Annotated in this window: 24 protein-coding genes and 1 tRNA gene; 14 read left to right on the top strand and 11 right to left on the bottom strand. The window is 66.8% G+C overall.

From position 1 onward, the window contains the following. The first annotated feature begins 194 nt into the window (after positions 1–194). Positions 195–401 (top strand): hypothetical protein, encoded by a 207-nt coding sequence (locus ACODTJ_RS14405; RefSeq protein ID WP_454657594.1) that lies wholly within the window; start codon positions 195–197, stop codon positions 399–401. A gap of 62 nt (positions 402–463) precedes the next feature. Here the strand turns inward: ACODTJ_RS14405 and ACODTJ_RS14400 are convergent. Both ACODTJ_RS14400 and gph read right to left on the bottom strand, forming a co-directional pair. Next, positions 464–538: transfer RNA gene (locus ACODTJ_RS14400), tRNA-Val, on the bottom strand. A gap of 28 nt (positions 539–566) precedes the next feature. Continuing rightward, a complete protein-coding gene (gph, locus tag ACODTJ_RS14395; RefSeq protein WP_454657593.1) occupies positions 567–1,265 on the bottom strand; it encodes a phosphoglycolate phosphatase in 699 nt (232 codons plus the stop codon). A 156-nt stretch (positions 1,266–1,421) separates the two neighbouring features. Between gph and ACODTJ_RS14390 the strand changes: the two genes are divergently transcribed. The 4 genes from ACODTJ_RS14390 to ACODTJ_RS14375 all read left to right on the top strand — a co-directional run bounded on the left by ACODTJ_RS14390 (position 1,422) and on the right by ACODTJ_RS14375 (position 4,453). Then, positions 1,422–1,808 carry a hypothetical protein gene (locus ACODTJ_RS14390; protein ID WP_454657592.1) on the top strand — a complete coding sequence of 129 codons (387 nt, stop codon included), beginning with the start codon at positions 1,422–1,424 and terminating at the stop codon, positions 1,806–1,808. A gap of 123 nt (positions 1,809–1,931) precedes the next feature. Beyond that, on the top strand, positions 1,932–2,633 hold the full coding sequence (rpiA, locus tag ACODTJ_RS14385) for a ribose-5-phosphate isomerase RpiA (RefSeq protein ID WP_454657591.1): 702 nt from the start codon (positions 1,932–1,934) through the stop codon (positions 2,631–2,633). Between the two features lie 39 nt (positions 2,634–2,672). After that, entirely contained in the window at positions 2,673–3,242 is a 570-nt protein-coding gene (locus tag ACODTJ_RS14380; protein WP_488849207.1) for a DUF2059 domain-containing protein, read from the top strand. Positions 3,243–3,409: 167 nt separating this feature from the next. Next, a complete protein-coding gene (locus ACODTJ_RS14375) occupies positions 3,410–4,453 on the top strand; it encodes an SDR family oxidoreductase (protein ID WP_454657589.1) in 1,044 nt (347 codons plus the stop codon). Here ACODTJ_RS14375 and ACODTJ_RS14370 read toward each other — a convergent pair. The 3 genes from ACODTJ_RS14370 to ACODTJ_RS14360 all read right to left on the bottom strand — a co-directional run bounded on the left by ACODTJ_RS14370 (position 4,434) and on the right by ACODTJ_RS14360 (position 7,490). Beyond that, a complete protein-coding gene (locus ACODTJ_RS14370) occupies positions 4,434–5,933 on the bottom strand; it encodes a tripartite tricarboxylate transporter permease (protein WP_454657588.1) in 1,500 nt (499 codons plus the stop codon). The two genes, ACODTJ_RS14375 and ACODTJ_RS14370, sit on opposite strands and share 20 nt — an antisense overlap. A gap of 12 nt (positions 5,934–5,945) precedes the next feature. Further along, positions 5,946–6,425, bottom strand: coding sequence for a tripartite tricarboxylate transporter TctB family protein (locus ACODTJ_RS14365; protein ID WP_454657587.1), 480 nt, complete (start codon positions 6,423–6,425; stop codon positions 5,946–5,948). Positions 6,426–6,524: 99 nt separating this feature from the next. Further along, positions 6,525–7,490: a Bug family tripartite tricarboxylate transporter substrate binding protein gene (locus tag ACODTJ_RS14360; protein ID WP_454657586.1), complete on the bottom strand. Its 966-nt coding sequence runs from the start codon at positions 7,488–7,490 to the stop codon at positions 6,525–6,527. Positions 7,491–7,715: 225 nt separating this feature from the next. Between ACODTJ_RS14360 and ACODTJ_RS14355 the strand changes: the two genes are divergently transcribed. The 3 genes from ACODTJ_RS14355 (at position 7,716) to ACODTJ_RS14345 (ending at position 12,059) form a co-directional block, all read left to right on the top strand. Further along, complete coding sequence (locus ACODTJ_RS14355) at positions 7,716–8,987, top strand: O-antigen ligase family protein (protein ID WP_454657585.1); 1,272 nt, start codon at positions 7,716–7,718, stop codon at positions 8,985–8,987. Continuing rightward, on the top strand, positions 8,980–10,350 hold the full coding sequence (gor, locus tag ACODTJ_RS14350) for a glutathione-disulfide reductase (RefSeq protein WP_454657584.1): 1,371 nt from the start codon (positions 8,980–8,982) through the stop codon (positions 10,348–10,350). The genes ACODTJ_RS14355 and gor overlap by 8 nt, the downstream gene beginning before the upstream one ends. A 323-nt stretch (positions 10,351–10,673) precedes the next feature. Further along, positions 10,674–12,059, top strand: a complete 1,386-nt coding sequence (locus ACODTJ_RS14345) for a class II 3-deoxy-7-phosphoheptulonate synthase (protein WP_454657583.1) — start codon at positions 10,674–10,676, stop codon at positions 12,057–12,059. A 76-nt stretch (positions 12,060–12,135) separates the two neighbouring features. Here the strand turns inward: ACODTJ_RS14345 and ACODTJ_RS14340 are convergent, their stop codons facing one another. Then, positions 12,136–12,969, bottom strand: coding sequence for an outer membrane protein (locus ACODTJ_RS14340; protein WP_454657582.1), 834 nt, complete (start codon positions 12,967–12,969; stop codon positions 12,136–12,138). Between the two features lie 152 nt (positions 12,970–13,121). On the opposite strand from ACODTJ_RS14340, the gene gltX reads away from it, so the two are divergent. After that, positions 13,122–14,462, top strand: coding sequence for a glutamate--tRNA ligase (gene gltX, locus ACODTJ_RS14335; protein ID WP_454657581.1), 1,341 nt, complete (start codon positions 13,122–13,124; stop codon positions 14,460–14,462). Between the two features lie 167 nt (positions 14,463–14,629). Here the strand turns inward: gltX and ACODTJ_RS14330 are convergent, their stop codons facing one another. Both ACODTJ_RS14330 and ACODTJ_RS14325 read right to left on the bottom strand, forming a co-directional pair. Further along, the gene (locus ACODTJ_RS14330) at positions 14,630–15,955 is read right to left on the bottom strand and encodes an MFS transporter (RefSeq protein WP_454657580.1); all 1,326 of its coding nucleotides are present in this window, start codon (positions 15,953–15,955) and stop codon (positions 14,630–14,632) included. Between the two features lie 188 nt (positions 15,956–16,143). Beyond that, complete coding sequence (locus ACODTJ_RS14325) at positions 16,144–17,295, bottom strand: DUF2865 domain-containing protein (protein WP_488849202.1); 1,152 nt, start codon at positions 17,293–17,295, stop codon at positions 16,144–16,146. A 389-nt stretch (positions 17,296–17,684) separates the two neighbouring features. On the opposite strand from ACODTJ_RS14325, the gene ACODTJ_RS14320 reads away from it, so the two are divergent. Further along, on the top strand, positions 17,685–18,635 hold the full coding sequence (locus ACODTJ_RS14320; protein ID WP_454657578.1) for a phosphoribosylaminoimidazolesuccinocarboxamide synthase: 951 nt from the start codon (positions 17,685–17,687) through the stop codon (positions 18,633–18,635). Positions 18,636–18,799: 164 nt separating this feature from the next. Here the strand turns inward: ACODTJ_RS14320 and ACODTJ_RS14315 are convergent, their stop codons facing one another. Further along, the gene (locus ACODTJ_RS14315) at positions 18,800–19,297 is read right to left on the bottom strand and encodes a MarR family winged helix-turn-helix transcriptional regulator (protein ID WP_454657577.1); all 498 of its coding nucleotides are present in this window, start codon (positions 19,295–19,297) and stop codon (positions 18,800–18,802) included. Between the two features lie 20 nt (positions 19,298–19,317). Continuing rightward, positions 19,318–20,403, bottom strand: coding sequence for a TRAP transporter substrate-binding protein (locus ACODTJ_RS14310; protein WP_454657576.1), 1,086 nt, complete (start codon positions 20,401–20,403; stop codon positions 19,318–19,320). A 62-nt stretch (positions 20,404–20,465) separates the two neighbouring features. On the opposite strand from ACODTJ_RS14310, the gene ACODTJ_RS14305 reads away from it, so the two are divergent. The 3 genes from ACODTJ_RS14305 to ACODTJ_RS14295 all read left to right on the top strand — a co-directional run bounded on the left by ACODTJ_RS14305 (position 20,466) and on the right by ACODTJ_RS14295 (position 22,722). Then, positions 20,466–21,476, top strand: coding sequence for a fumarylacetoacetate hydrolase family protein (locus tag ACODTJ_RS14305; protein ID WP_454657575.1), 1,011 nt, complete (start codon positions 20,466–20,468; stop codon positions 21,474–21,476). Positions 21,477–21,559: 83 nt separating this feature from the next. After that, entirely contained in the window at positions 21,560–22,093 is a 534-nt protein-coding gene (locus ACODTJ_RS14300; RefSeq protein WP_454657574.1) for a hypothetical protein, read from the top strand. Positions 22,094–22,206: 113 nt separating this feature from the next. Continuing rightward, positions 22,207–22,722 (top strand): CreA family protein, encoded by a 516-nt coding sequence (locus ACODTJ_RS14295; protein ID WP_454657573.1) that lies wholly within the window; start codon positions 22,207–22,209, stop codon positions 22,720–22,722. A 178-nt stretch (positions 22,723–22,900) separates the two neighbouring features. On the opposite strand, the gene ACODTJ_RS14290 is transcribed toward ACODTJ_RS14295, so the two are convergent. After that, positions 22,901–23,230 carry a hypothetical protein gene (locus tag ACODTJ_RS14290; RefSeq protein ID WP_454657572.1) on the bottom strand — a complete coding sequence of 110 codons (330 nt, stop codon included), beginning with the start codon at positions 23,228–23,230 and terminating at the stop codon, positions 22,901–22,903. A 333-nt stretch (positions 23,231–23,563) separates the two neighbouring features. Between ACODTJ_RS14290 and cysS the strand changes: the two genes are divergently transcribed. Beyond that, on the top strand, positions 23,564–25,024 hold the full coding sequence (gene cysS, locus ACODTJ_RS14285) for a cysteine--tRNA ligase (RefSeq protein ID WP_454657571.1): 1,461 nt from the start codon (positions 23,564–23,566) through the stop codon (positions 25,022–25,024). Positions 25,025–25,028: the final 4 nt, after the last annotated feature.

The following is a 25,028-nucleotide window of genomic DNA, read 5'->3' as shown; positions in this document are numbered from 1 at the left end:
CGCCGGCAGCGCTAGCCGCGCTCCGTGCTCTCGGTGACGCCATCCTGCGGTATGGGGCAGGGGCATGCGGCAGGTGCCGGTGGGCCTTTTGCGTTCCGGAAGATCGGTCGGTATTGGAGCAGCCTGAAGGCACGCCGGTGGCCATGCCGCGCTCCCTTCGACAGGATCCCCGCAGCACAGGACCGAAGCCGATCATGCCGAAGCTCTGCAAGTTCACCTCGCCGGCCGACGGAAAGCCCGTTTACGTCAACCCCGAGCAGGTGGCCGTGGTCTATCAGTTCAAGGGGCAGCCGGCTGACACGATCATCGCTTTCGGGAAGGATTTCCTTCTCGGCGTGAAGGAGAGCGTCGATGAGGTTGTGGCGGCGTTGGAGCGGGCATCGCCGGACAAGGCCGGGTGAGGCCGGACGCAGCACGGCTTGGCGCGCTGCCGCGTCAGAAGACTGAGTGATTTCCGGAAAAATGGTGGGCGATACAGGGATCGAACCTGTGACCCCTCCCGTGTGAAGGGAGTGCTCTACCGCTGAGCTAATCGCCCGGACCCGGCCTCTCCTAGTCGGCGCGCTTCATGCCGTCAAGGATGTGCGGGAAGGAGATTTGAACACGCGGTCGACCGCGCCGGCTAGCTCGTCGAAATGCTGGATGATCAAATCGGGCTCCAGCGTCTCGATCGGCACATCGGTATAGCCGAAGGGCACGCAGATCGTCGGGATGCCGGCGGCGCGTGCGGTTGCGATGTCCGTGCGGGAATCCCCGATCATCACGGCCCGCGCCGGATCGGCCTTCGCCGCCGCGATCGTCAGGGTGAGATGGCGCGGGTCCGGCTTGAAATAGGGGAAGCTGTCGCGCCCGGCGACGGCCGCGAAGCGGTCTGCGATGCCGAAATGGTCGAGGATCAGCCGCGTGTGCAGGATCGGCTTGTTGGTGCAGACAGCGAGCGCATAGCCTTGCGTGGCCAAGACATCGAGCGCGCCGAGCACGCCCTCATAGAGGTGGCTGCTCCCCGCCGTGTCCTGCGCATAGATCTCCATGAATTCCTGGAAGAGCCGCTCCAGTGTCTCCGGATCGAGCGGCTGTCCCGAGACCTTGAAGCCGCGCTCGATCAGGACTCGCACGCCCGCGCCGACGAGTTCGCGCGCCCGCTCCAGCGGCAGCGCCGCCAGGCCTTCGCGCACCAGGATCAGGTTGAGGACCCGCATGATGTCCGGCGCGGTCTCGGCCAGGGTTCCGTCGAGATCGAAGACGACGATCGGGGGCAGACTCATGGTCGGAACCTTCGAGGTGATTCGGTCGGGCAGGATTCGGTTAAAGGTCGTTGTGGCCGGGCTGGCAAGTCCCGTGCGCCGGCCTCCCCAAAATTGCCGCGCGAGATGGTATCGTGCGCGCGATTCGTCGCGCTGCCGGCGGCAGGGAAGATCATCATGTCGGATTTCATGGGAAGACGGGCTGGAATCGCAGGGCTGGTGCTCGGCGCGGGGCTTGCGATGGCGGGCGCGGCGCCGGCCTGGGCCGGCCCCTTCGAATTCGCGCCCGCGCCGCAGAACGACCTCAACCGCGTCTATCGGATCGACAAGGCGACGGGCGAGGTCGGCGCTTGCCAGTTCCAGCTCAAGGAGGGCGGCGTCGGCCTGACCGTCTGCTTCCCGTCGGGCGAGGGGGCCGGGCCGCAGGCACCCAGCGATTATGGCCTGATGCCGTCCCGCCATGAGAAGGAGGGCGGTATTTTCCGCGTCAACATCCGTACTGGCGAGATGAGCATCTGCTACGTCTTCGACGACAAGACGGTGTGCACGCCCCAGACGAAATGACGCCTTAAGTCTTCCGCGCGCTGGACACGCTCGCCCTGCCGGGGCAGGAGAGCGCCGTCGTCCGCAGAGGCTGCTAGGATGGGACGGCGGGCGTTTTCCACAATCTGAGCCGGACGGACCATCATGAATGCCGACGACCTGAAGAAGCAGGCTGCCGCCCGCGCACTCGAACTCGTGCGGCCGGGCATGCGGCTCGGCCTCGGCACCGGCTCCACCGCGAAGCATTTCGTCGATCTGCTCGGCGTCAAGGTTGCCGCCGGTTTCGAGGTGCTCTGCGTCTCGACCTCCGAGGCGACGCAGGCGCAGGCCGTGTCGCTGGGCATTCCGATGTCGACTCTCGACGAGACGCCGGAGCTCGATCTCACCGTCGACGGCGCCGACGAGGTCGATCCGCAACTGCGCCTGATCAAGGGCGGCGGCGCGGCGCTGCTGCGCGAGAAGATCGTCGCGGCGGCCTCCGCCCGCATGATCGTCATCGCCGATGACGGCAAGCTGGTGCAGACGCTGGGCCGCTTCCCGCTGCCGATCGAGGTCGTACCCTTCGGGCTGGAAGCGACGCGCCGGGCCGTGACTGCTGCCATCGCCGCCTCCGGTGCCGCGGGCAAGCTTGTGCTGCGCCAACGGGCGGACGGCACCACGCTGGTCACCGATGGCGGTCATTACATTCTCGACGCCCATCTCGGCACGATCGAACGTCCGGAATTGCTGGCGCAGGCGCTGAACATCGTGCCCGGCGTTGTCGAGCACGGCCTGTTCATAGGGCTGGCGAGCGGAGCCATCCTCGCGGGCGCCGATGGCCTCAAGCTGCTCGGCAGCATCGAATAATTCCATTCCGGCGCGAGACACGCTAAGGAACGCGCCACAATGACCGATCTGTCATGGCTGGTAGCGCAATCGCGCACCGGCGACGGTTCGCTGATGAAGGGGTTTCAACGCATGATCCGCCGTTCTCTCGCTCAGGCTGCCCTTGGTCTGGCGCTTGTCTGCGCAGCTCCCGCCTTCGCCCAGGCGCCGGCGCTGACCCCGAGCCATCTCCAGGTGGCACGCGAGGTCGCGGACCTGACCGGTATCACGCAAACCATCACGAGCATCTTCACCGAGTTCGAGGCGAGCGTGCAGCAGCTCACCGCGACCCGGCCGGAAATGAAGAAGGACGCCGATGCCGTCATTGCGGTGCTGAAGCCGGAGGCCGAAAAGCGCATCGACGAGATGGCCAAGACGTCGTCCGAGGTCTTCGCCCGGAGGATGAACGAGGCGGATCTCAAGGAGGTCGCCGGCTTTTTCAAGTCGCCGATCGGCCAGCGCTACAATGCGCTGCGGCGCGATGCGATGGATGACATCTTCACCGTGCTGAAGCCCTGGAGCGAGCAGACCAGCCAGTATCTGTTCGACCGCTTCTCGCAGGAGATGCGCAAGCGCGGCCACACGCTGTGATGCGGCGCGCCTGACGGCGCCTCAGGATATCCCGACGAGGCCGGCGAGCGATCGCCGGCCTTTTTCGTTGTCGCGCAACCTGGCGCCCGGCGCGCCGGGGTACTGGCATCGGGCCGAAGCTCACTTTATGGCCGGGTTGGTTGAAGCGCGAAGCCGGAGCCAGCGACATGACCCGTGATCTCGTCCTCGTGACAGGGGGCTCCGGCTTCCTCGCGGGACATTGCATCCTGTCGCTGCTCGCGGCGGGCTACGATGTCCGCACGACGCTGCGCGCTTCCGGGCGGGAAGCGCCGCTCAGGGAAGCCTTGCGTGCGGCCGGGATGGATGCCGGCGGCCGTTTGCAGGTCGTCATCGCCGATTTGATGCAGGACGAGGGCTGGGCCGAGGCGGCCGCCGGCTGCACCTATGCCCTGCATGTCGCTTCGCCGGTCGCTGCAGCCGAACCGAAGGACGAGGACGAGCTGATCCGGCCGGCGCGCGAGGGCACGCTGCGCGTCCTGCGCGCCGCACATCGGGCCGGGGTGAGGCGCGTCGTCCTGACCTCGTCCTTCGCCGCGATCGGCTATGGCCGGGCGGTAAAGCGCCCCTATGACGAGCGCGACTGGTCGAATGCCGCAGCGTCGGGCCTTGCCGCCTATCCAAAATCCAAGACGCTGGCCGAGCGCGCCGCCTGGGATTTCGTCGATGGCGAAGGGCAGGGGCTGGAGCTTGCGGTCGTCAATCCCGTCGGCATCTTCGGCCCACTGCTGGGGCCGGACCTCTCGCCCTCGATCCTGCTGGTCAAGACCATGCTGGACGGCCGGCTCTGGGCGGTGCCGCGTCTGATGTTCGGCGTCGTCGACGTGCGCGATGTCGCCGACCTGCATCTGCGCGCCATGACCGATGCGGCGGCCGCCGGCGAGCGCTTCCTGGCGACGGCCGGCGAGTTCATGACGATGCAGGCGATCGCCCAGGCCCTGAAGGACGGCCTCGGCGAGAATGCGCAGCGGGTTTCAACCCGCGTGCTGCCGGACTGGCTGGTGCGCTTCGCCGCGCGCTTCAGCGCGACCGCGCGTCAGGCCGCGACCGCCGAACTCGGCCGTAGCAAGAATGCGACGAGCGCGAAGGCGCAGGCCATGCTGGGCTGGCAGCCGCGCCCGCCGAATGAGGCTCTCGTCGCGACGGGCGAGAGCCTCATTCGGCTCGGTCTCGTCAGTCCTCGGCAGCCTTGAAGCGGTTCAGGCCCTTCATCACGAACGGTGCCACTAGCGCGATGAAGGCGATGCCGAGCAGCGTCGCCGAGATCGGATTCTCCAGAAGGATCATCGGATCGCCCAGGCTGATCTGTAGGGCGCGGCGCAGTTGTGCCTCTGCCATCGGGCCGAGGATGAGGCCCACGACCATCGGTGCGACCGGATAGTCGTAGCGCCGCATCAGGTAGCCCAGGAAGCCGAAGGCGAAGAGCATGCCGAGTTCCACCGGCGAGCTGTTGACCGCGAGCGTGCCCATCGTCGCGAACACGAGGATGCCGGCATAGAGCCAGGGCTGCGGGATCGCGAGCAGCCTGACCCAGAGCCCGATCAGCGGCAGGTTCAGGATCACCAGCATGACGTTGGCGACGAAGAGCGATGCGATCAGGCCCCAGACCAGGTCCGGCTTCTCGGCGAAGAGCAGCGGGCCGGGATTGAGCCCGTATTGCTGGAAGCCGGCGAGCATGATCGCCGCCGTCGCCGAGGTCGGCAGGCCGAGCGTCAAGAGCGGCACCAGCGTACCGGCGGCCGAGGCGTTGTTGGCGGCTTCCGGCCCGGCCACGCCCTCGATCGCGCCCTTGCCGAATTCCTCGGGATATTTGCAGAGCTTGCGCTCGGTCGAATAGCTCAGGAAGGTCGGAACCTCCGCGCCGCCGGCCGGCAGGGCGCCGATCGGGAAGCCGAAGGCGGTGCCGCGCAGCCAGGGCGCCCAGGAGCGCTTCCAGTCTTCCTTGGTCATCCACAGAGAGCCCTTGATCGGGATGATCTCCTCGGGATCGCGGGCGCGCTTGGAGGCGACGTAGAAGGCCTCGCCGACGGCGAACAGGCCGACGGCGAGCGTGGTGACCTCGACGCCGTTGAGCAGCTCCGGCACGCCGAAGGTCAGCCGCGCCTGGCCGGTGAGCTTGTCGATGCCGATCAGGCCGAGCGCGATGCCGAGGAACAGGCTGGTGAGGCCGCGCAGGGGCGAGTCGCCGAAGGTCGCGGAGACCGTGACGAAGGCGACGATCATCAGCGCGAAATAGTCCCAGGGACCGAATTTCACCGCGAGCTCGACCAGCAGGGGCGCGAGGAAGGCGAGCCCGATCGTCGCGATCAGGCCGGCGACGAAGGAGCCGATCGCCGAGGTTGCAAGCGCCGGGCCGCCGCGGCCGGCCTTGGCCATCTTCGAGCCTTCGAGCGCTGTGGCGAGCGATGCGCTCTCTCCGGGGGCATTGAGCAGGATCGCGGTGGTCGAGCCGCCATACATGCCGCCATAGTAGATGCCGGCGAACATGATCAGCGAGCCGGCCGGGTCGAGCTTGAAGGTCACCGGCAGCAGCAGCGCGACGGTCAGCGCCGGGCCGATGCCGGGGAGCACGCCGACGGCCGTGCCGAGGAACACGCCGATCAGGCAGAACATGAGCTTGGCGGGCTCGAAGGCGACGCCGAAGCCGTTGAGCAGGGAGAGCAGGGTATCCATGTCGCGCTCTCCTCAGAGGAACAGGCGCTCGAGCGGGCCCGACGGCAGGATCAGCGTCAGGAGCTTGGCGAAGACGAGGAAGATGATGAGGCCGAGCACGAAGCCGATCGCGGCATCGACAGCCAGGGCCTGGCGGCCCATGCCGCGCGCGGTGCAGGCGAAGACCACGGCGATGGCGATGATGAAGCCGCCGCCGAGCCCGATGCAGGCGATCAGGAAGATCAGTCCGCCCGCGATCCAGAGCAGGGCGGGATTGTCGGCTTCGTCGGGCTGAGGCAGCCCTTCGCGGAAGGCGACGACGAAATGCGAGAGGCCGAGGATGACGAGCCCGACGGCTACGACATAGGGCATCGCGGTCGGGCCGATGCCGTAGGTGGAGGTGATGGTCTGCTGCGAGGCGTCATAGCCGACGAGGACGGCGACGATCAGCAGCAGGACGCCCACCACCAGGGCCGGCTTGTTGGCACCTTGCGTGCGCGTGTCGTTGGTCATGGCGTTTCCGCAGTCGTGTCCGGCGCTTTTGAGGCGCTTCCGGCGGTTGGAAAAGGGGCCGGTCGCCCGGCCCCTTATGATTCTGTCGTCGTGATTGGCTTACTTCACCAGGCCGACTTCGGTCATCACCTTGCCGACACGCTCGATCTCGCCCTTCAGGAAGGTGTCGAAGGCGGCGCCGGGCAGGAAGGCATTGTCCCAGCCGCGGGCCTTGAGGATCTCCTGCCACTCCTTCGACTTGACCATCTTCTCGACGCTGTCGGTCAGGGCCTTGGTCTGCTCGGCCGAGAGGCCGGGAGGCGCGACGACCGAACGCCAGTTCAGGAGCTCGAGATCGATGCCCTGCTCCTTCAGCGTGGGCGCATCCGGGGCGTTCTCGAGGCGCTTGGACGAGGAGACGGCGAGCACGCGCAGCTTGCCGGCCTTGATCTGGCCCTCGAACTCGCCATAGCCGGAGACGCCGGCCGTGACGCGCCCGCCTAGCATGGCCGCCAGAGCCTCGCCGCCGCCTGAGAACGGGATGTAGTTGATCTTCTTGGCGTCGGCGCCGACCGCCTGCGCGAAGAGCGCCGCGAGGATGTGGTCCGTGCCGCCGGCCGAGCCACCGGCCCAGGTCACCTTGGCCGGGTCGGCCTTCAGGCGCTCGGCCAGGTCCTTGGCGGTCTTGAGCGGCGATTCCGTCGGCACCACGATGACCTCGGCCTCGGCGGTGAGGCGCGCGATCGGCGTGATCTGGGTCAGGTTGACCGGCGATTTGTTGAGCAGGATCGCGCCGACCATGACGAAGCCGTTGACCATCAGCTGGTCGCCGGCACCCTTGGCGCCGATCAGCTGGGCGAGGCCGATGGTGCCGCCCGCGCCGGTCACGTTGTTGACCTGCACGCTCTTCACGATGCCGGCCGCCGTCATCGCCTGCTGCATCGAGCGGGCCGTGCCATCCCAGCCGCCGCCGGGCGCTGCGGGGGCCATGATCTTCAGTTCATTGAGCTGGGCGAAGGCGGCGGTGGAGAGGGCAGCCAGCGCCACCGCCGTCAGGGCCGTGCGCTTCAGGATGGATGTCAGCATGAATTCCTCCGCTTGCGGGCTTTGGCCCACGGGTTTCTTGGGCGATCCGCCTGTGGCACCTAGCCGCGCCGGTCGTCAATTGCGCCTGATTGCATAATCGGAAGTCAAGAATTTTCGAAGGAGGCGGGCATCAACCGCAGAATCTACACCTTTCATCCTACGACTGTGACGCATTTGCGTGACAACGCGCTGGCGGCGTTTCCCGCTATCGCGTAAGCGCAGGCTATGAGCCAGACGCGTCTCGCCGATCGCCAGGATTCCGCGCCGCACCGCGGGCCGTTGCCATCGCGCCTGATCGGGATCGGCGTGGCGCTGATGGTGCTGATGCCGGTGGCGATGTGGCTCGCCAACCGCTCCTCGACGCTCCTGCTCGGTCTGGCGGTCATTCCCTTCGTCGCCGTGGCCGTCGCCTCGGGCGGGATGGGCGATCTCGCCTTGCGCATGTGGCGGCTGCTCGCGACTCCGCTCGGGCTGGCCGTGGCTGCGTTCCTCGGCTGGGCTCTCGTCTCGATCTCGTGGAGCCACAGGCCTGGGGCCTCCTTGCGGGTCTGGGGCGAGCTTGTGCTGCCGATCGTCTTCGCCCTCGCCATTGCCGCTTCGGGTCGGTTCCGGCCGCAGCCCGCATGGTTGCGCGCGCTCGCGCTGGCGATCATCCTCGCCTGCCTGCTGGCGATCTTCGAACTCGCTTCCGGGTTGTCCCAAAGGGCTGCGCTAGGTGTCGGCAAGCTGTGGAGCTTCGTCTTCAACCGCCCGGCGATCACGGCGCTCGTGCTGGCGCTGCCGGTGATTCATGGTCTGTGGAGCCTGCCCGGCGCGCGCCGGTCGGATCGGATACTGGCGATTGTTCTCGCCCTGGTTGTGACCGCTCTCGCGCTGCGCTCGGAAAGCTCCTCGGCGCGGCTCGGCGTTGCCGTCTGCGCCCTCTGCTGGGGGCTGTCGGCGCTCTGGCCGCGCCTGACGCTGACGGCAGCGGGCTGCGCCTTCCTTCTCGCCATGGCAGTGGCCCCCGTTCTCGGCATCGCCGCGCAGAACTGGCTGCCTTCGCTGATCCTGGATCGTTTCGCCGTGATGACCGGCCAGGCCCGCATCGATATCTGGCATAGCTTCGGTGAGGTTGCGCGCGCGCGACCGATCGCCGGCGCTGGCTTCGGAACCTCGGCCACCATGCATCAGCATCCGGTGGCGGCGGAGGTCTCGCCCGCGCGCCGCGAGCTTCTGGCGGCGAGCCATCCGCACGACATGCCGCTGCAGGCCTGGGCCGAGACCGGTGCGGTCGGTGCGGGTATCCTCGCTTTGGCGGGCCTGCTGCTGCTCGCGCGGCTGCGCCGCCTGCCGGCGCGCGAGATGGCGCCGCGCCTTGCGCTGTTCTCCGGCGCGTTCGCGATCTCGGTCGTCGGGCACGGTGCCTGGCAGGGCTGGTGGATTGCCGTTCTGGGGGCTGCTGTCCTCTGGTTCGGTCCGGGCGCTGTGGCGCCTCAGGGAGAAGACCATGACTGATTTCGACGTCGATCTCTTCGTCATCGGTGCCGGCTCCGGCGGCACGCGCGCGGCCCGCATCGCCGCCGGCCACGGCGCCCGCGTCATGATCGCCGAGGAGGACCGGATCGGCGGCACCTGCGTCATCCGCGGCTGCGTGCCCAAGAAGCTCTTCGTCTATGCCAGCCGTTTCGCGGAGGATTTCGAGGATGCGGCCGGCTTCGGCTGGACCTTGCCCCAGGCGCCGGTCTTCGACTGGGCGACGCTGCGGGATGCGGTGGCGAACGAGGTCACGCGCCTGTCCGGCCTTTACCGCAAGGGGCTCGAGGGCGCCAAGGTCGCGATCCGCGAGGAACGCGCGGTCGTCGAGGGGCCGCATCAGCTCCGGCTGACGAAGAGCGGAGAGGTGATCCGCGCTCGCCATATCCTGGTCGCGACCGGCGGCTGGCCGTCCTTCGATCCGCCGATCCCCGGCGGCGAACTCGGCATCTCCTCGAACGAAGTCTTCAACCTGCCGGCGCTGCCGAAGCGCCTTCTGGTCGTCGGTGGCGGCTATATCGCGCTGGAATTCGCCAGCCTCTTCGCCCGGCTCGGTGTCGCGGTGACGGTACTGCACCGGGGCGACAACATCCTGCGCGGCTTCGACGAGGATATCCGCACCCGCCTGCGTGATGCGCTCGTCCATGCCGGCATCACCTTGCGGCTCGGCTGCACGATTGACCGGATCGAGGAGCTGGCAGACGGCAGCCGCCGCGCCCATTGCGCCAAGGGTGAGCCGATCGATGCCGATGTCGTCCTCGTCGCGACCGGCCGCCGGCCGAATACCAGGAGGCTCGGCCTCGAACAGGCCGGCGTCGCTCAGGGCCCGCTCGGCGAGATCAAGGTCGATGTGGCATCGGCCAGCAGCGTGCCCTCGATCCACGCCGTCGGCGATGTGACCAACCGGGTCAACCTGACGCCGGTCGCGATCCGCGAGGGCCATGCCTTCGCCGACTCGACCTTCGGCAGCCGCAACTGGACGGTGGACCACGCCACCATCGCCTCAGCCGTCTTCACGACGCCGGAGATCGGCACCGTCGGCCTGTCGGAAGCGCAGGCCGTGGCCGCCGGCCATGAGATCACCGTCTTCGAGTCCGGCTTCCGCCCGATGAAGGCGACGATCTCCGGCCGTCAGGAGCGCATCTACATGAAGCTCGTCGTCGATGCGCAATCGGACAAGGTGCTCGGCGTCCATATCCTCGGCCATGATGCCGGCGAGATCGTCCAGGCGGTCGCCATCGCGGTGACGATGGGCGCGACCAAGGCCGATTTCGACCGCACCGTCGCGCTGCATCCGAGCGCCGCCGAGGAACTGGTGACGATGCGCACGCCGCGGGCCGGTTGAAGCAGCGGAACCACGTTTGTCATTCCGGGTTCGTCGTCGTGCGAAACCCCGGAATGACGAAGGTCGCTCCCGCTTCCCCGTTGAATCGCCTTGTGAAGCGCTTGAATCAGGATGGCAGGCCGTTGCCGCGATAGAGCAGCGGCACGCGCTATCCCGTTGCGAAGAATCGCTTTTGCCGGCGCATGCGCTGAGTGGCCGGGCGGCCTGCCGCGAGGGCTTCCCTCAGGCGGTGGCCATTCCCACATCATCGGTGTATAGCCGCCCCTTCGCGCTACCAAGAGGTTAACGATGCGCGATCTCACAGTCAGGAGCACGTAAGTCCCATGTCCGAGCGGTGGACGCCAGAGAGCTGGAGGGCCAAGCCCGTCCAGCAGATTCCGGAATATCCGGACCAGGCAGCCTTGAAGGCGGTTGAGCAGCAGCTCGCCGGCTTTCCGCCGCTCGTTTTTGCAGGCGAGGCGCGCAAGCTCAAACGGGCGTTGAGCAAGGTCGCTGCCGGTGAGGCCTTCCTGCTGCAGGGAGGCGACTGCGCCGAGAGCTTCGCCGAGCATTCGGCCGACAACATCCGCGACTTCTTCCGGCTGTTCCTGCAGATGGCGGTGGTTCTGACCTTCGCGGGCGGCTCGCCGGTGGTGAAGGTCGGCCGCATCGCCGGCCAGTTCGCCAAGCCGCGCTCGGCCCCGACCGAGACGATCGGTGGCGTCGAGCTGCCGAGCTACAAGGGTGATATCGTCAACGACAACGAGTTCACGGCCGAGGCGCGCATCCCCGATCCGCGCCGCCAGCTCGAGGGCTATCGTCAGTCGGCAGCGACGCTGAACCTGATCCGCGCCTTCGCGACCGGCGGCTATGCCAATCTCGACAACGCGCATCGCTGGATGCTCGGCTTCGTCAAGGATAGCCCGCAGTCGCATCGCTACCAGGAAGTGGCCGAGCGCATCACCGAGGCGCTGGAATTCATGCGCGCCATCGGCATCGACCCGGAAACCCATCCGGAGATGCGCACGACCGACTTCTACACCAGCCACGAGGCGCTGCTGCTCGGCTACGAGCAGGCGATGACGCGGACGGATTCGACGACCGGCGAGTGGTACGCCACCTCCGGCCACATGGTCTGGATCGGCGATCGCACGCGTCAGATCGACCATGCCCATGTCGAGTTCTTCCGCGGCATCAAGAACCCGATCGGCCTGAAATGCGGTCCCTCGACCACGGTCGACGGCCTGCTCAAGCTGATCGACGTGCTCGATCCGCAGAACCAGGCCGGGCGGCTCACGCTGATCGCGCGCTTCGGCGCCGACAAGGTCTTCGACCATCTGCCGGCGCTGGTGCGGGCGACGAAGCGGGAAGGCCGCAACGTCGTCTGGTCCTGTGACCCAATGCACGGCAACACGGTCAAGGCGGCGAGCGGCTACAAGACCCGGCCCTTCGACCTGATCCTGGGCGAGGTGAAGAACTTCTTCGCCGTCCACCAGGCCGAAGGCACGCATGCCGGCGGCCTGCATCTGGAGATGACCGGCAAGAACGTCACCGAATGCACTGGCGGCGCGCGCGGCATGACCGATGCGGACCTCAACGACCGCTACCACACGTTCTGCGATCCGCGCCTCAACGCGGAACAGGCGCTGGAACTCGCCTTCATCGTCGCCGAGTTGGTCAAGCGCCAGCGCGCCGGCCGGGCGCGGCCCGAGGTCGAGGCGGCCGAGTAGGGCGCTTCACATAGTCCATGAACAGGAAAGGCCGGGGCTTTCGCCCCGGCCTTTTTCTTGATGCCGTCAGTGGTTCTCAGAACTTCAGGGCGGCGCCGACGCGAGCCTGGTTCAGGCTTGTGGTGATGCCCTCGACATCGTTGAAGCGGGTGTAGAGATACTCGGCGCGGACGAGGATGTTGTCGGCCAGCGCGGCCTCGATGCCGCCGCCGATCACGCCGCCGAAGCCCCAGACATCCTTCTTGGGGCCGCCGACCATGCGCGGCCAGCCGACATAGCTGCCGAGTGCGACGCCGTTGTTATCGGTCGGACCCCAGTCGCTGTAGACCGAGACATTGGTGTCGAAACGCCCAACCGCCGCGCCGAACGTGACATAGGGCATCCACCGGCCATAGGTGTAGCCGAAGCGGGCGCGCAGCGAGGCATAGTCGTTGATCCGGGCGCTCTGGTTCAGGCCGACCGTGAGGTACTGGTTGCCGACGCGTCGCGACTCGAGGCGGGAAGCGGCAGCTGCCTGGTCGATGCGCGAATAATCCGCTTCCAGGCCCATGACGACGTCGCCGAAGGCCCAGTTATAGCCGGCATAGCCGCCGAACATGGCGCCGCTGTCGCGGCGCGGCATAGTGCGCGTCAGATCGTAGACGTTGATCGAGTTCGCGATCGTGGTGTTCAGCATCGCGTAGTCGATCAGCCTGTCGACGCTCTGATCGCGCTCGAAGCGGGATTGCGCCTGCCCGGCAAAGCCGCCGACGTAGAAGCCTTCCCAGCTGAACTGGGAGGGAGCCGGAGGGGCGTCCTCGATCTGCGAGCCGCGCAGCACGGGATAGTCCGCCGCAAGCGTTGGTGCGGCGAGAAGGCTGGTCGCGAGGGCCGTAGACCCAAACATGAGCGCGATGGAACGGATGCGCATCCTGATCTCCCCGAGCGACGGTTCGGTTCCACCCGTTTCACCTCGCTCCGGGGACAATTCATGCCTTGGTAACCCTAATGGCGGGTTAACGATGGGGAATTCGGTTTGAGTGCCGGATTGTCGCCCGCCGGCAAACGCGCCATAAGCCGGCCATGACCTCGCCTCTGGTTCGCTTCGCGCCGTCGCCCACCGGCTATCTCCATATCGGCAACGCCCGGCCGGCGCTGTTCAACTGGCTGTTCGCCCGCCGGCACAGCGGCCGCTTCCTGCTGCGCTACGATGATACCGACATCGCCCGCTCGAAGGCGGAATATGCTGATGCCATCGCCGAGGACCTCGGCTGGCTCGGCATCGTGCCCGATCAGGTGATCAGGCAGTCCGAGCGGCTGGCGATCTATGACGCCGCCGCCGACAAGCTGCGCGGGGCAGGGCGGCTCTATGCCTGCTATGAGACGGCCGACGAGCTGGATCGCCGCCGCAAGCGCCAGCTCGCCCGTGGCCTGCCGCCGATCTACGACCGCGCCGCGCTGAAGCTCACAGCCGAGCAGAAGGCCGCCTTCGCGGCGGAGGGGCGTAAACCCCACTGGCGTTTCCTGCTGGAGCCGCGCGAGGTCGCCTGGGACGATCTGGTGCGCGGTGCTTCCCACGTCGATTGCGCCTCGCTCTCGGACCCGGTCCTGGTCCGCGAGGACGGCAGCTATCTCTACACGCTGCCCTCCGTCGTCGACGATATCGAGACCGGTGTGACCCATGTCATTCGCGGTGAGGACCATGTCACCAACACGGCCGTCCAGGCCCAGATCTTCGAGGCGCTCGGCGCGAGCCTGCCTGCCTTCGGGCATCACAACCTGCTGACCACGGCGAGCGGCGAAGGCCTGTCCAAACGCCTCGGCCATCTCTCGCTGCGCGGCTTGCGCGAGACTGGCGTCGAGGCGTTGGCCGTGGCGGCGCTGGCGACGTTGGTCGGCACCTCCGATGCCGTGCGTCCGGTCGCGAGCCTCGACGAACTCGCCGGCCTCGTCGAGCTCGCCCATGTCTCGCGCGCGCCGGCCAAATTCGACGAGCACGAACTGGAGACGCTGAGCGCCCGCACGCTGCACCAGTTACCGCTCGCTGCTGTTTCCAATCGGCTGGCGGCGCTGGGCGTCGCGGCCGACGAGGCGTTCTGGCAGGCCGTGCGCGGCAATCTTGCCAAGCTGGACGAGGCGGCTCAGTGGTGGCGCGTGGTGCAGGGGCCGATCGCGCCTGTGATCGCCGATGCCGGCTTTGCCGCGACCGCGGCCGGGCTGCTGCCGGCCGAGCCCTTCGATGTCACGACCTGGAAAAGCTGGACGCAGGCTGTTTCGGCCGCGACGGGAGCCAAGGGCAAGGCGCTGTTCATGCCGCTCCGCCAGGCGCTGACGGGGCTTGATCACGGCCCGGAACTCGCCGCGCTGCTGCCGCTGATCGGCCGGAGTAAGGCGCTGAAGCGGCTGGCGGGCGAAAGCGCCTGACGATCTAACCTTTGTCATTCCGGGGCGAGCGCGTAGCGCTCGAACCCGGAACCCACGACTGGGTGAAGCGCTTCAAGACGCCGTCATCAAGGGCTCGCCCGGTTGTGGGTTCCGGGTTCAGGCCTAACGGCCTGCCCCGGAATGACAAGGCTCCGGACGCCCCCTCCTTACTCGTGCCGCTCCATCGCCGAGGCGTGCTTCGTGTCGCGCATCGTCGAATAGACCAGGAACGAGAGGAAGATGATGCCAGCAAGGTAGTAATAGAACCACTGCTCGTGGCCCTGCTGCTTGAAGAACAGGGCGATGGCCGGCGCCGTGCCGCCGAAGATCGAGACGGTGAGCGCATAGGGCACGGCCACGCCGGTGGCGCGGATCGCGGTCGGGAACAGCTCCGCCTTCACCACGGCATTGATCGAGGTGTAGCCGGCGACGAAGATCCAGGCTGCTGAAATCAGCAGGAAGGCCATCCAGGGCGACTTGGTGCCGGCGAGCGTCGTCAGCAGCGGCACCGTGAACAGCGTGCCGCAGACGCCGAAGAAGATCAGCATCGGCTTGCGGCCGATCTTGTCCGAGATCAGCCCGTAGATCGGTTGCAGCGCAGCGGCGAAGATCAGCGAGCCGGCGATGACATAGGTCGTGGTGATGTCGGAGAAGCCGGCCGTCTGGCGCACGAAGGTCTGCATATAGGTGGTGAAGGTGTAGAAGGCCGCGGTGCCGCCGGCCGTCAGGCCGACCACGATCGCGACCTCGCGCGGATATTTCAGCAGGCCACGCAGCGAGCTCTCGCGTTTGATGCCGCTCTTCTTGGCGGCCTCGAACGACTCGGTCTCGTGCATATGGCGGCGCATGAACATGGCGGTGATCGCCAGGAGCGCGCCGATGACGAAGGGAATGCGCCAGCCCCAGGCGACGAGCTGTTCATGCGTCAGGAAGACGTTCTGGAGCAGCAGCAGCACCAGGATCGCGGTGAGCTGCCCGCCGATCAGCGTGACGTACTGGAAGCTGGAATAGAAGCCGCGATGTTCGGGGTCGGCGATCTCGGAGAGATAGGTTGCCGAGGCGCCGTATTCGCCGCCGAGGCTCAGGCCTTCGATGATGCGCGCCAGCGCCAGCAAGGCCGGCGCCGCGAAGCCGATCGTGGCATAGGTCGGCGTCAATGCGATGATCAGCGAGCCGAAGCACATCATCAGGACGGAGACGGTCAGCGACAGGCGCCGTCCATAGCGGTCGGCGATATGTCCGAACAGCCAGCCGCCGAGCGGACGCACGATGAAGCCGGCCGCGAACAACGTCGCTGCGTTGAGCTGCTGCACCACCGGGTCGTTCGACGGAAAGAAATGCGGCGCGAAATAGAGCGCGAAAGCCGTATAGGCGTAGAAATCGTACCACTCGACGAGATTGCCGACCGAGCCGATGAAGATCGCTTTGAGCCGGCGTTTGGCGTCGTCGAACTGGATGGGATGGGTGGGAGATGTCGCTGTCGTCTCGGACATGGCGGCCTTCTGAGCTGGGGAGCGTCAGAAGCGGGCGCACGGCGCGAAGGGGCCGTGGGACGGGTCTGGCGGCCTCCCGGAGGCGGCTTGGATGGCCTCTTATGCTGCCGATCCAGTCATGCGTCCAGAAATCATCGCGCCGTTCGCAGGTGGTCTTCCATGCGCTGTGCGCATGGAGCTTTTTGCATTCAGGGCCGCGCGACCTGCGGGCCCAGATTGGGCGCGAGATTGGGTGCGACGATCCGCACCGTCCGGCGCTCGCCGGTGGCGCTGCCCGATTCGCTCTTCAGCCCGTCCTTCTTGTCGAGCACCTTCTCGCCGACGATGACGGGGCCGACGCCTGCCGACTCGGTGCCGGCAGTCGGTGAATCCTCGGATGGCATCGGCTTCTCGTCGGGGATGGCCGGAATCGGCGCCGGCGCCGGCTGGGCGGCCGCAGCGCCCTTGCGCTTGGGGTCGGCCTTCGGGCGCGACAGTTCGGCCGCGCGCTGCTCGCTCAGGATGACGTCGCCCTTGCGCTTGTCGAGCAGGTACTCGGCGTCACGGAGGGCGGTCGACCAGCTCTGCCCCTGGCCGCGGCAGGTGCAGGCGGCGTCGAAGCTGCGGGTGTATTTCCCGGCATTGGCCAGCGAGGAATAGGGCTGGCCGGTCGAGCGGGAGGCGGCGTTCTGGATGTCGCCGCCGGCGCTCATGCCATAGGCCAGTGTCTCGGTGCCCGGGCACAGCGCCTGGCACATCTCGTCGCCATTGCCGGTGTTGTTCGAGAGCGGGAAGAAGTAGCCGTCGCAGGTGCGCACGCAGACGGTCTGCGGACCGCCCAGACGCGGCTTCGCCGGCTCGGTCGGCTGCTCGGGATCGAGCTCGGGCAAGGTCGAATCGATCTCGCCGGGGCCGGGATCGCGTCCGAAGATCGTGTCGAAGAAGCCGCGTGGCTGCGACCGGCAGTTGTTGTTGATCGCCGCGGCCAGCTGGGCGCGGCGCTGTTCGATGCCGCCGCCTTCGGCCTGGCGCTGCAACGCGCCGTACTGGTTTTGCAACTGGCCGATCTGCTGGCGGACGAAATTGCATTGCGGTGGCGGCGATTCGAAGAAACTGAAGCCGCGGTCGCAACCCATCGAGCGGTACTGGTTGCTCAACTGCGCGAGCTGGGCGCCCACGCGCTGCGCGGCCTGCGCGGCGCGCGGATCGCCGCCGCTGCGGCCCTGAAGGCTGTCCAGTTCGGCGCGCCAGGCATTGCACGACGCCGACTGCGCCATGGCGGTGCCACTGAGGGCCGCCAGCATCAGAAGGGCCATGCCGAAGCGTCTGGACAGTCGCAGCATCATCGCAAGTCGGGTCACGTCATCCATAGTCGGGCCGGCAGGCCGGCCCTGTTCGGGAACTGTGGTCTAGAACACCCGCCAAACACGACGGAACTATGGAGCGGAGCCTCGCCTGAAAGGCCGCGGGGACGCTCCATCACGGAGCTTCGCATGCCATATTCGGACAAGCGCAGCAATGCGGGGAAGCGCGCGCCGTCGCGGTGGTGGAAAACTACCGCTTTCGCTGGAGCCGGGTCCGATCAGGTTGATTCAACCTGATTGGTGAATCCGTCTCCAAACTTGAGTGAGAGAACGCGTTATCCGATCCGACTGCGTTGCAGTCGGATCGGCGCGTGCTTTAGAAGACCTGCGGCAGCGGCCCGGCCGCGCCGGCCTTCCGTGCAGCGCCAATGAGGCAAGCCCCGCCCATGTCCGATTATCTGCCTCTTCACGAAGCCGTCATTCCCGAGCTGCCGAATTATTATCGCGGCAAGGTCCGCGAGAATTACGACCTGCCCGATAATCGCCGCATCCTGATCTCGACGGACCGGCTCTCCGCCTTCGACCGGGCGATCGCCTCGATTCCGCTGAAGGGCCAGGTGCTGACGCAGACCGCGCGCTACTGGTTCGAGCAGACCGCCGATATCTGCCCCAACCATGTGCTGGAATATCCGGACCCGAATGTCGTGGTCGGCAAGCGGCTGGAGATCCTGCCGGTCGAGATGGTGGTGCGCGGCTATCTCGCCGGCACGACCGGGACCTCGATCCTGACGATGTATAAGCAGGGCCGGCGCGAGATGTACGGCATGACCTTGCCGGAGGGCTTGCGCGACAACGAGGCGCTGCCGCAGGCGATCATCACCCCGACCAGCAAGGCCTTCGACGGCGGCCATGACGAGCCGCTCTCGGCCGAGCAGATCGTCGGGGAGGGGTTGCTGACGCAGAAGCAATGGGACACGGTCTCGGCCTATGCGTTGGCGCTCTTCGCCCGTGGCCAGAAGCTCGCCCGCGAGCGCGGCCTGATCCTCGCCGACACGAAATACGAGTTCGGCACCGATACTGAGGGCAACATCATGCTGGCCGACGAGATCCATACGCCGGATTCGAGCCGCTACTGGTTCGCCGAAAGCTATCCCGAGCGCTTCGCCGCCGGGGGCAAGCCCGAATCCTTCGACAAGGATTTCGTGCGCAACTGGGTCGTGGCACGCTGCGACCCCTATACGCAGGACCTGCCGCCGATCCCGCAGGAGCTGATCGACGAGACCTCTGCGGTCTACGTCCGTGCCTATGAGGCGATTACCGGAACGGCTTTCGCATATCCGCCGAAGGGCGAGGACCCGGCGCAGCGCATCAGGCGCAACCTGGCGCGGTATTTCTAGGAAACTCTGCCGAGTCGCTCACCCTCGACATGTCATCCCGGGCGAAGCGAAGCGGAGACCCGGGATCCATGCCTGAACCTTCATCGGAAACGTTCCGGCATGGATCCCGGATCGGCGCCGCTTCGCGGCTTGTCCGGGATGACCGCAGCGGGGAGAGGGAGGAGCTAAGCCCCGTCTTCCTCGCGATAGTTTCCGGCGAGATGCCGGCCGCGCTCGGTCAACGTCGAGAGCACGCGCTCGAACACCTTGAGCTCGTCGGGCGCGATGCCCTCGATCCAGCGCGCCTCGAAGCCCAGTGCCAGCGGCACGATCTGGTCGTAGATGCGCTTTCCCGCCGGCGTCAGCGCGACGAAGGATTCGCGCCGGTCCTGCCGGTTCTCGGCGCGCGAGACGAGGCCGCGCTTCTCCAGCTCGCCGACGGCGCGCGAGACCTTGGTCTTGTGCATCTGGGCGAGCTCGCCGATGTCGCGCGAGGTCAGCTTGCCGAACTCGCCGAGCTGCGCCACCACGCGCCATTCCGGGATGCCGATGCCGAAATGCTCGCCATAGATGCGGCCGAGCGCGCGGCCGCCGAGCGTGCCGACGACATTGAGGCGATAGGGCAGGAAACGCTCCAGATGGAGCGCCTTGGCCTCGGGATCGGTGGGTGGTTTCGTCGTCATGGCGAGGAGGAAGGCGCGCCTCAGCGCGCCTTCAGCCTGTTCATGAACGAGTCGTAGGACAGTTCCGCGACCTGCCACCAGAGCAGATTCTCGCCGCGGAAGGCGACCATCGAATCGTAGCCCTTCTTGAAATCCGGGCTCTTGGCGCTGGTCTCGGCGTAGTATTCCTCCGCCGCCTTCAGCGCCGCTTCCATCACCGGCAGCGGGAACGCCTTGAGTTGCGCGCCCTGGGCCACCAGCCGGCGCAACCCACCCGGGTTCACGAAGTCGTATTTGGCCAGCATCCAGTTGTTGGCCGCCTCGCAGGCGTTCTGGACGATTGCCTGATAGTGCTTCGGCAGCTTGTTCCAGGCGTCCTTGCCGATGATCAGGTGCAGCATGGCGCCGCCCTCCCACCAGCCGGGATAGTAATAGTACTTGGCGACGCGGATGAAGCCGAGCTTCTCGTCGTCATAGGGGCCGACGAACTCGGCCGCGTCGATCGTGCCGCGCTCCAGCGCCGGATAGACGTCGCCCGGCGCGATCTGCGTCGGCACCACGCCAAGCTTGGCCAGAACTGCCCCGCCCATGCCGCCGATGCGGAATTTCAGGCCCTTGAGGTCGTCGATGCTCTTCAATTCGTTGCGGAAGAAGCCGCCCATCTGGCAGCCGGAATTGCCGCAGGGGATCGAATAGGCGTTGAAGCGGTCGAGCACGCCGTTCACGATCTGCTCGCCGCCGCCGAAATACCACCAGCTATGCTGCTGGCGGGCGTTGAGGCCGAAGGGGATGCCGGTGCCGAGACCCAGCGTCGGGTCCTTGCCGATGTAGAAATAGGTCGGCGAATGCGCGCATTCGACCGTGCCGGATGAGACCGCATCGAGCGCCTGCAGGCCGGGCACGATCTCGCCGGGCGCGAAGACCTGGATGTCGAACTTGCCGTCGGTCGCCTCGGAGACATATTTCGAGAACTGCTGCGCCGTGCCGAAGATCGTGTCGAGCGACTTCGGGAAGCTCGACGTCAGGCGCCATTTCACCTCGGGCTGCGACTGTGCGATCGCGGGCATCGCGACCGTCGTCGCGGCGGCGGCCAGCGCCCCCGATTTCAAAAAGCTGCGACGTTCCATATGGTTTCCTCCCGAGGGCTTGTTATGCCCTTATTGGCGCGTCCGGGAAGGAATGAAAAGACATGAAGCTCGCCTCGCTCGCGCATGGCCGTGACGGCCGTCTCGTCGTCGTCTCGCGGGACCTGACCCGCGCCACCGACGCCTTTCCGGTCGTGCCGACGCTGCAGGCAGCGCTCGACGATTGGGATCGCCACGCTCCGCGCCTCGCCGATCTCGCCGAGGGGCTGGAGCACGGTTCGGTCCCGTCTTTCCGCTTCCATGAACATGACTGCGCCGCGCCGCTGCCGCGCGCCTATCAATGGCTCGACGGCTCGGCCTATGTGAATCACGTCGATCTCGTCCGGAAGGCGCGGGGCGCCACCATGCCCGAAAGCTTCTGGACCGATCCGCTGATGTATCAGGGCGGCAGCGACGCCTCGCTCGGCCCGCGCCAGGCCGTGCAGGCCCGCAGCGAGGAGGACGGCATCGATTTCGAGGCCGAGATCGCGGTCGTCACCGGTGACGTGCCGATGGGCGCGAACCGTGAGGAGGCGCTCCGGTGCATCCGCCTCGTCATGCTCGTCAACGACGTGAGCTTGCGGAACCGGATTCCCGGCGAACTGGCGAAAGGCTTCGGCTTCGTCCAGTCGAAGCCGTCCTCGGCCTTTTCGCCGGCCGCGGTGACGCCGGACGAATTGGGCGGTGCCTGGCGCGACGGGCGTTTGCATCTGCCGCTGCTGGCGCAGGTCAACGGCTCGCTCTTTGGCAAGCCTGATGCCGGCGCCGACATGACCTTCGATTTCGGCACGCTGATCGCCCATGCCGCCGCGACGCGCCGCCTCTCGGCCGGCACGGTGATCGGCGCCGGCACGGTCTCGAACCGCGACGCCGATGGCGGCCCGGGCCGGCCCGTGGCCGAGGGCGGGCTGGGCTATGCCTGCATCGCCGAGCAGCGCATGGTCGAGACGATCCGGCAGGGCGGGCCGAAGACACCGTTCCTGCGCTTCGGCGACACCGTCCGCATCGAGATGAAGGATGCTTCCGGGCATTCGATCTTCGGCGCGATCGAGCAGGAAATTCTGCCCCACAGCTAATCCAGTTCCGGTTGTCTCGGCTTGGCGGCAGCCGGGCCGCCGGATAACCTCAGGCCGATGCCAGACGCGAGAACCGAGACGCCATGATCGAGACCGTGCCGTTCTATTCGACCACCATTCCGCTGGCCTTCTTCATCTGGGGGCCGGTCCTGGTGGTGGTGCTGTTCTGGGCGGTCGGCGTCTGGTCGAGCCGGCAGGGCGTGCCGCGCATGCTCGAAAGCGACTGGGACGGCTACAGCGTCGCCGATGTCGAGAAGCTGTTCACGCTCTATGGCGAGGACAGGCGCGCGCGCTACCGCAACCGTGTCCTGCCGGCCGATGTCGCCTGCGCCTTCACCTATGCGATCGTCGGCGCCCTGCTCGTCGCCGGGCTCAGTCTGCGCGGCCAGCCCTGGTGGGTGGCGGCGCTCTGCGGCGGCGGCTGGTTGTTGGGCGGACTCTGTGATGTCGCCGAGAATTTCGCCGTGGCGCGATTGCTCGATCGCTACCCGCAGGTCGATGGCGGCAATGTCGCCTTCGCCAGCACGATGACGCGTCTGAAGCTGGTTCTCTTCGCGCTCGGCGTGATCGGCGCGCTCGTGGCCGCCTATCTCGTCTTCAAGCCGCTGACGGGTTGAGACCAGCGGCTTTACGCCTGACCGATATTGTGCGGCGCAAAGCTCTGGTGCGCCGCTGCCCGACTTCCCATATCCTGACCGGCGCCACGCTGGAACGCGCCGGGAGAATGGGAATGCTGCTTCGTCGTTGGGTCCTGGCCGCTCTGGCCCTCACCCTGCCGGGAATGATGCTGTCGCCGGCCACGGCGCAGGAAGACCTGATCTTCAGGAAATCGACCGTCTGGAAGATGCTGACGCCGAACGACAAGCTCGCCGTCTATGGCGTCGATGATCCGATCGTCGAGGGCGTCGCCTGCCATTATACCGTGCCCGAGAAGGGCGGCATGTCCGGCATGTTCGGCGTCGCCGAGGAGGTCTCGGAGGTCTCGCTCGCCTGCCGCCAGGTCGGCCCGATCAAGTTCAAGGAGAAGGCCGAGCAGGGCGACGTCGTCTTCCGCGAGCGCCGCTCGCTGGTCTGGAAGAAGATGCAGATCGTGCGCGGCTGCGACGCCAAGCGCAACGTGCTGGTCTATCTCGTCTATACCGACAAGCTGATCGACGGTTCCCCGCAGAACTCGACCTCGACCGTGCCGCTCATGCCCTGGGGCGCGTCGGGCGAGCCGCCGAAGTGCTCGGAATGGATTCGGTGAGGCCGGGCGCTCGCCACGAAACGGGGCCGGGAATGTACCAGCCCTCATCCTGAGGAGCGGCCATAGGCTGCGTCTCGAAGGATGTTCCAGTTATCTCCAGAGCCTCCTGAAGCATCCTTCGAGACGCGCTCCTCGGAGCGCTCCTCAGGATGAGGGCTCGGTCGATGATGGGCTTGTTTTACTCGCCGCAGGTGATGCTGAGCGGCTGCTCGGCAGTCTGGGCCGGGCTCTGCTTCGTCACCGAGCCGGTGAAGTCCTCGCGGGCGGCCACGCCGAAGGCGACCGCCTTCCCGAAGCCCTGCGATTCGCACCAGGCATTGGCGACGATCTTGCCGCATTCGGCCTTGGACGAGATGCAGTCGGCGACGCCGTAGCCGTCGCTGGCCGGGATCAGGAAGGTGCGCGGCTCGTTCGCGGCAGCGGCCGTATGGCTGGTCGGCATGACCGACAGCGAGATGCCGGCGGCAACGATCCCGAGCAGTCCGACGAGAGCCACGGCGCGGCGCATGAATTTGGGTTCCTGATGGGTTGCGGGCGCAGAACCCGCGAATCGGGAGGATGGTTCCGGCCGGTTAAATTTGAATGAACCGCGGCAATTCTGAGGCAATGCTGCAATGCAGCAATCGGGCGCCCTCTTGACGGAAAGCGCGCGGAAAGGCAATCAGTTCCGATCATGACGCGAGCCGCCATCAACAGCCCTTGCATTATTTGCCGCTAGCTTTCGCTGGCCGGCTGCTCACGTCCTCGTCCTGAAAAACGAACCGACAAAAGCGCCCCCGGCCAGCGGCCAGGTTGGCCCTTTCGTATTTCGCCGTTCGTTTCGTTCCAGGATTTCGCCCCGATGTCGCCGACCCTGAGGCTCTACAACACGCTGACGCGGACGAAGCAGGACTTCGCGCCGATCGATCCGTCGAACGTGCGCATGTATGTCTGCGGCCCGACGGTCTACGACTACGCCCATATCGGCAATGCCCGCCCGGTCATCGTCTTCGACGTGCTCTACCGGCTGTTGCGCCACATCTACGGGGCGGAGCACGTCACCTATGCCCGCAACCTCACGGACGTCGACGACAAGATCAACGCCCGCGCGGCGCGCGACTATCCCGGCCTGCCGCTCAACGAGGCGATCGCCAAGGTCACTGAGACGACGACGGCGCAGTTCCACGCCGATATCGATGCGCTCGGCACGCTGCGCCCGACGACGGAGCCGCGCGCCACTGAGCATATCGAGGAGATGAAGGCGATCATCGAGCGCCTGATCGCGCGCGGCGTCGCCTATGTCGCCGAGGAGCATGTGCTCTTCCATGTCCCGGCCGTGGCGCATCTCGTGAAGGCACCGAAATACGGCACGCTCGCCCGCCGCTCGCTCGACGAGATGCTCGCCGGCGCCCGTGTCGATGTCGCGCCCTACAAGCGCGACGCGATGGATTTCGTGCTGTGGAAGCCGAGCCGCGACGGCATCGACCCCGGCTGGCCGTCGCCGGCCGGCATCGCGACGCCCGGCCGTCCCGGCTGGCATATCGAATGCTCGGCCATGTCGATGGCGAAGCTGCTGACCCCCTTCGGAGGCGGGCTCGCCTGCGACGATCCCATGAAGAACGTCTTCGACATCCATGGCGGCGGCATCGATCTCGTCTTCCCGCACCACGAGAACGAGATCACCCAGTCCTGCTGCGCCTTTGGCGGAGCGGAAGGGCAGCCGCTTATGGCCAATATCTGGATGCATAACGGCTTCCTGCAGGTCGAAGGCGAGAAGATGTCGAAGAGCCTCGGCAACTTCGTCACCATCAACGAACTGCTGGAGACGGATGTGTTCGGTGGCCGCAAATGGCCGGGCGAGGTGCTGCGCCTTGCGATGCTCAAGACGCATTACCGCCAGCCGATCGACTGGACGGTGAAGGCGTTGGAGGAGGCGGAGAAGACGCTGCAGGACTGGGCCGAAGCGGCGCAGGGCGCGGTGGCCTCCAAGCCCTCGGCCGAACTGCTCGATGCGCTGGCGGACGATCTCAATACCGCCCGCGTGCTGGCTGAGCTGCATGCCCTGCGCAAGGCGGGTGACCTGCCGGCGCTGCTGGCAGGTCTCGATCTGCTCGGCATCGCTCTGCCGGAGGTGGCGGCGCCTGCCGTCGTCGCGCCCGAGGTGGAACGCCTGATCGTCGCCCGCCTCGATGCCCGCCGTGCGAAGAACTTCGCCGAGTCCGACCGCCTCCGCGATGAGCTCGCCGCGATGGGCATCGCGCTCAAGGACGGCAAGGACCCCGCCACCGGCGAGCCGACGACCAGCTGGGAGGTGAAGCGATGACCCC

It is taken from the genome of Allobosea sp. FG18, assembly GCF_057809495.1.
The sequence above is the reverse complement of the archived record's forward strand: the minus strand, read 5'-3'. Positions and strand labels throughout refer to the sequence as shown.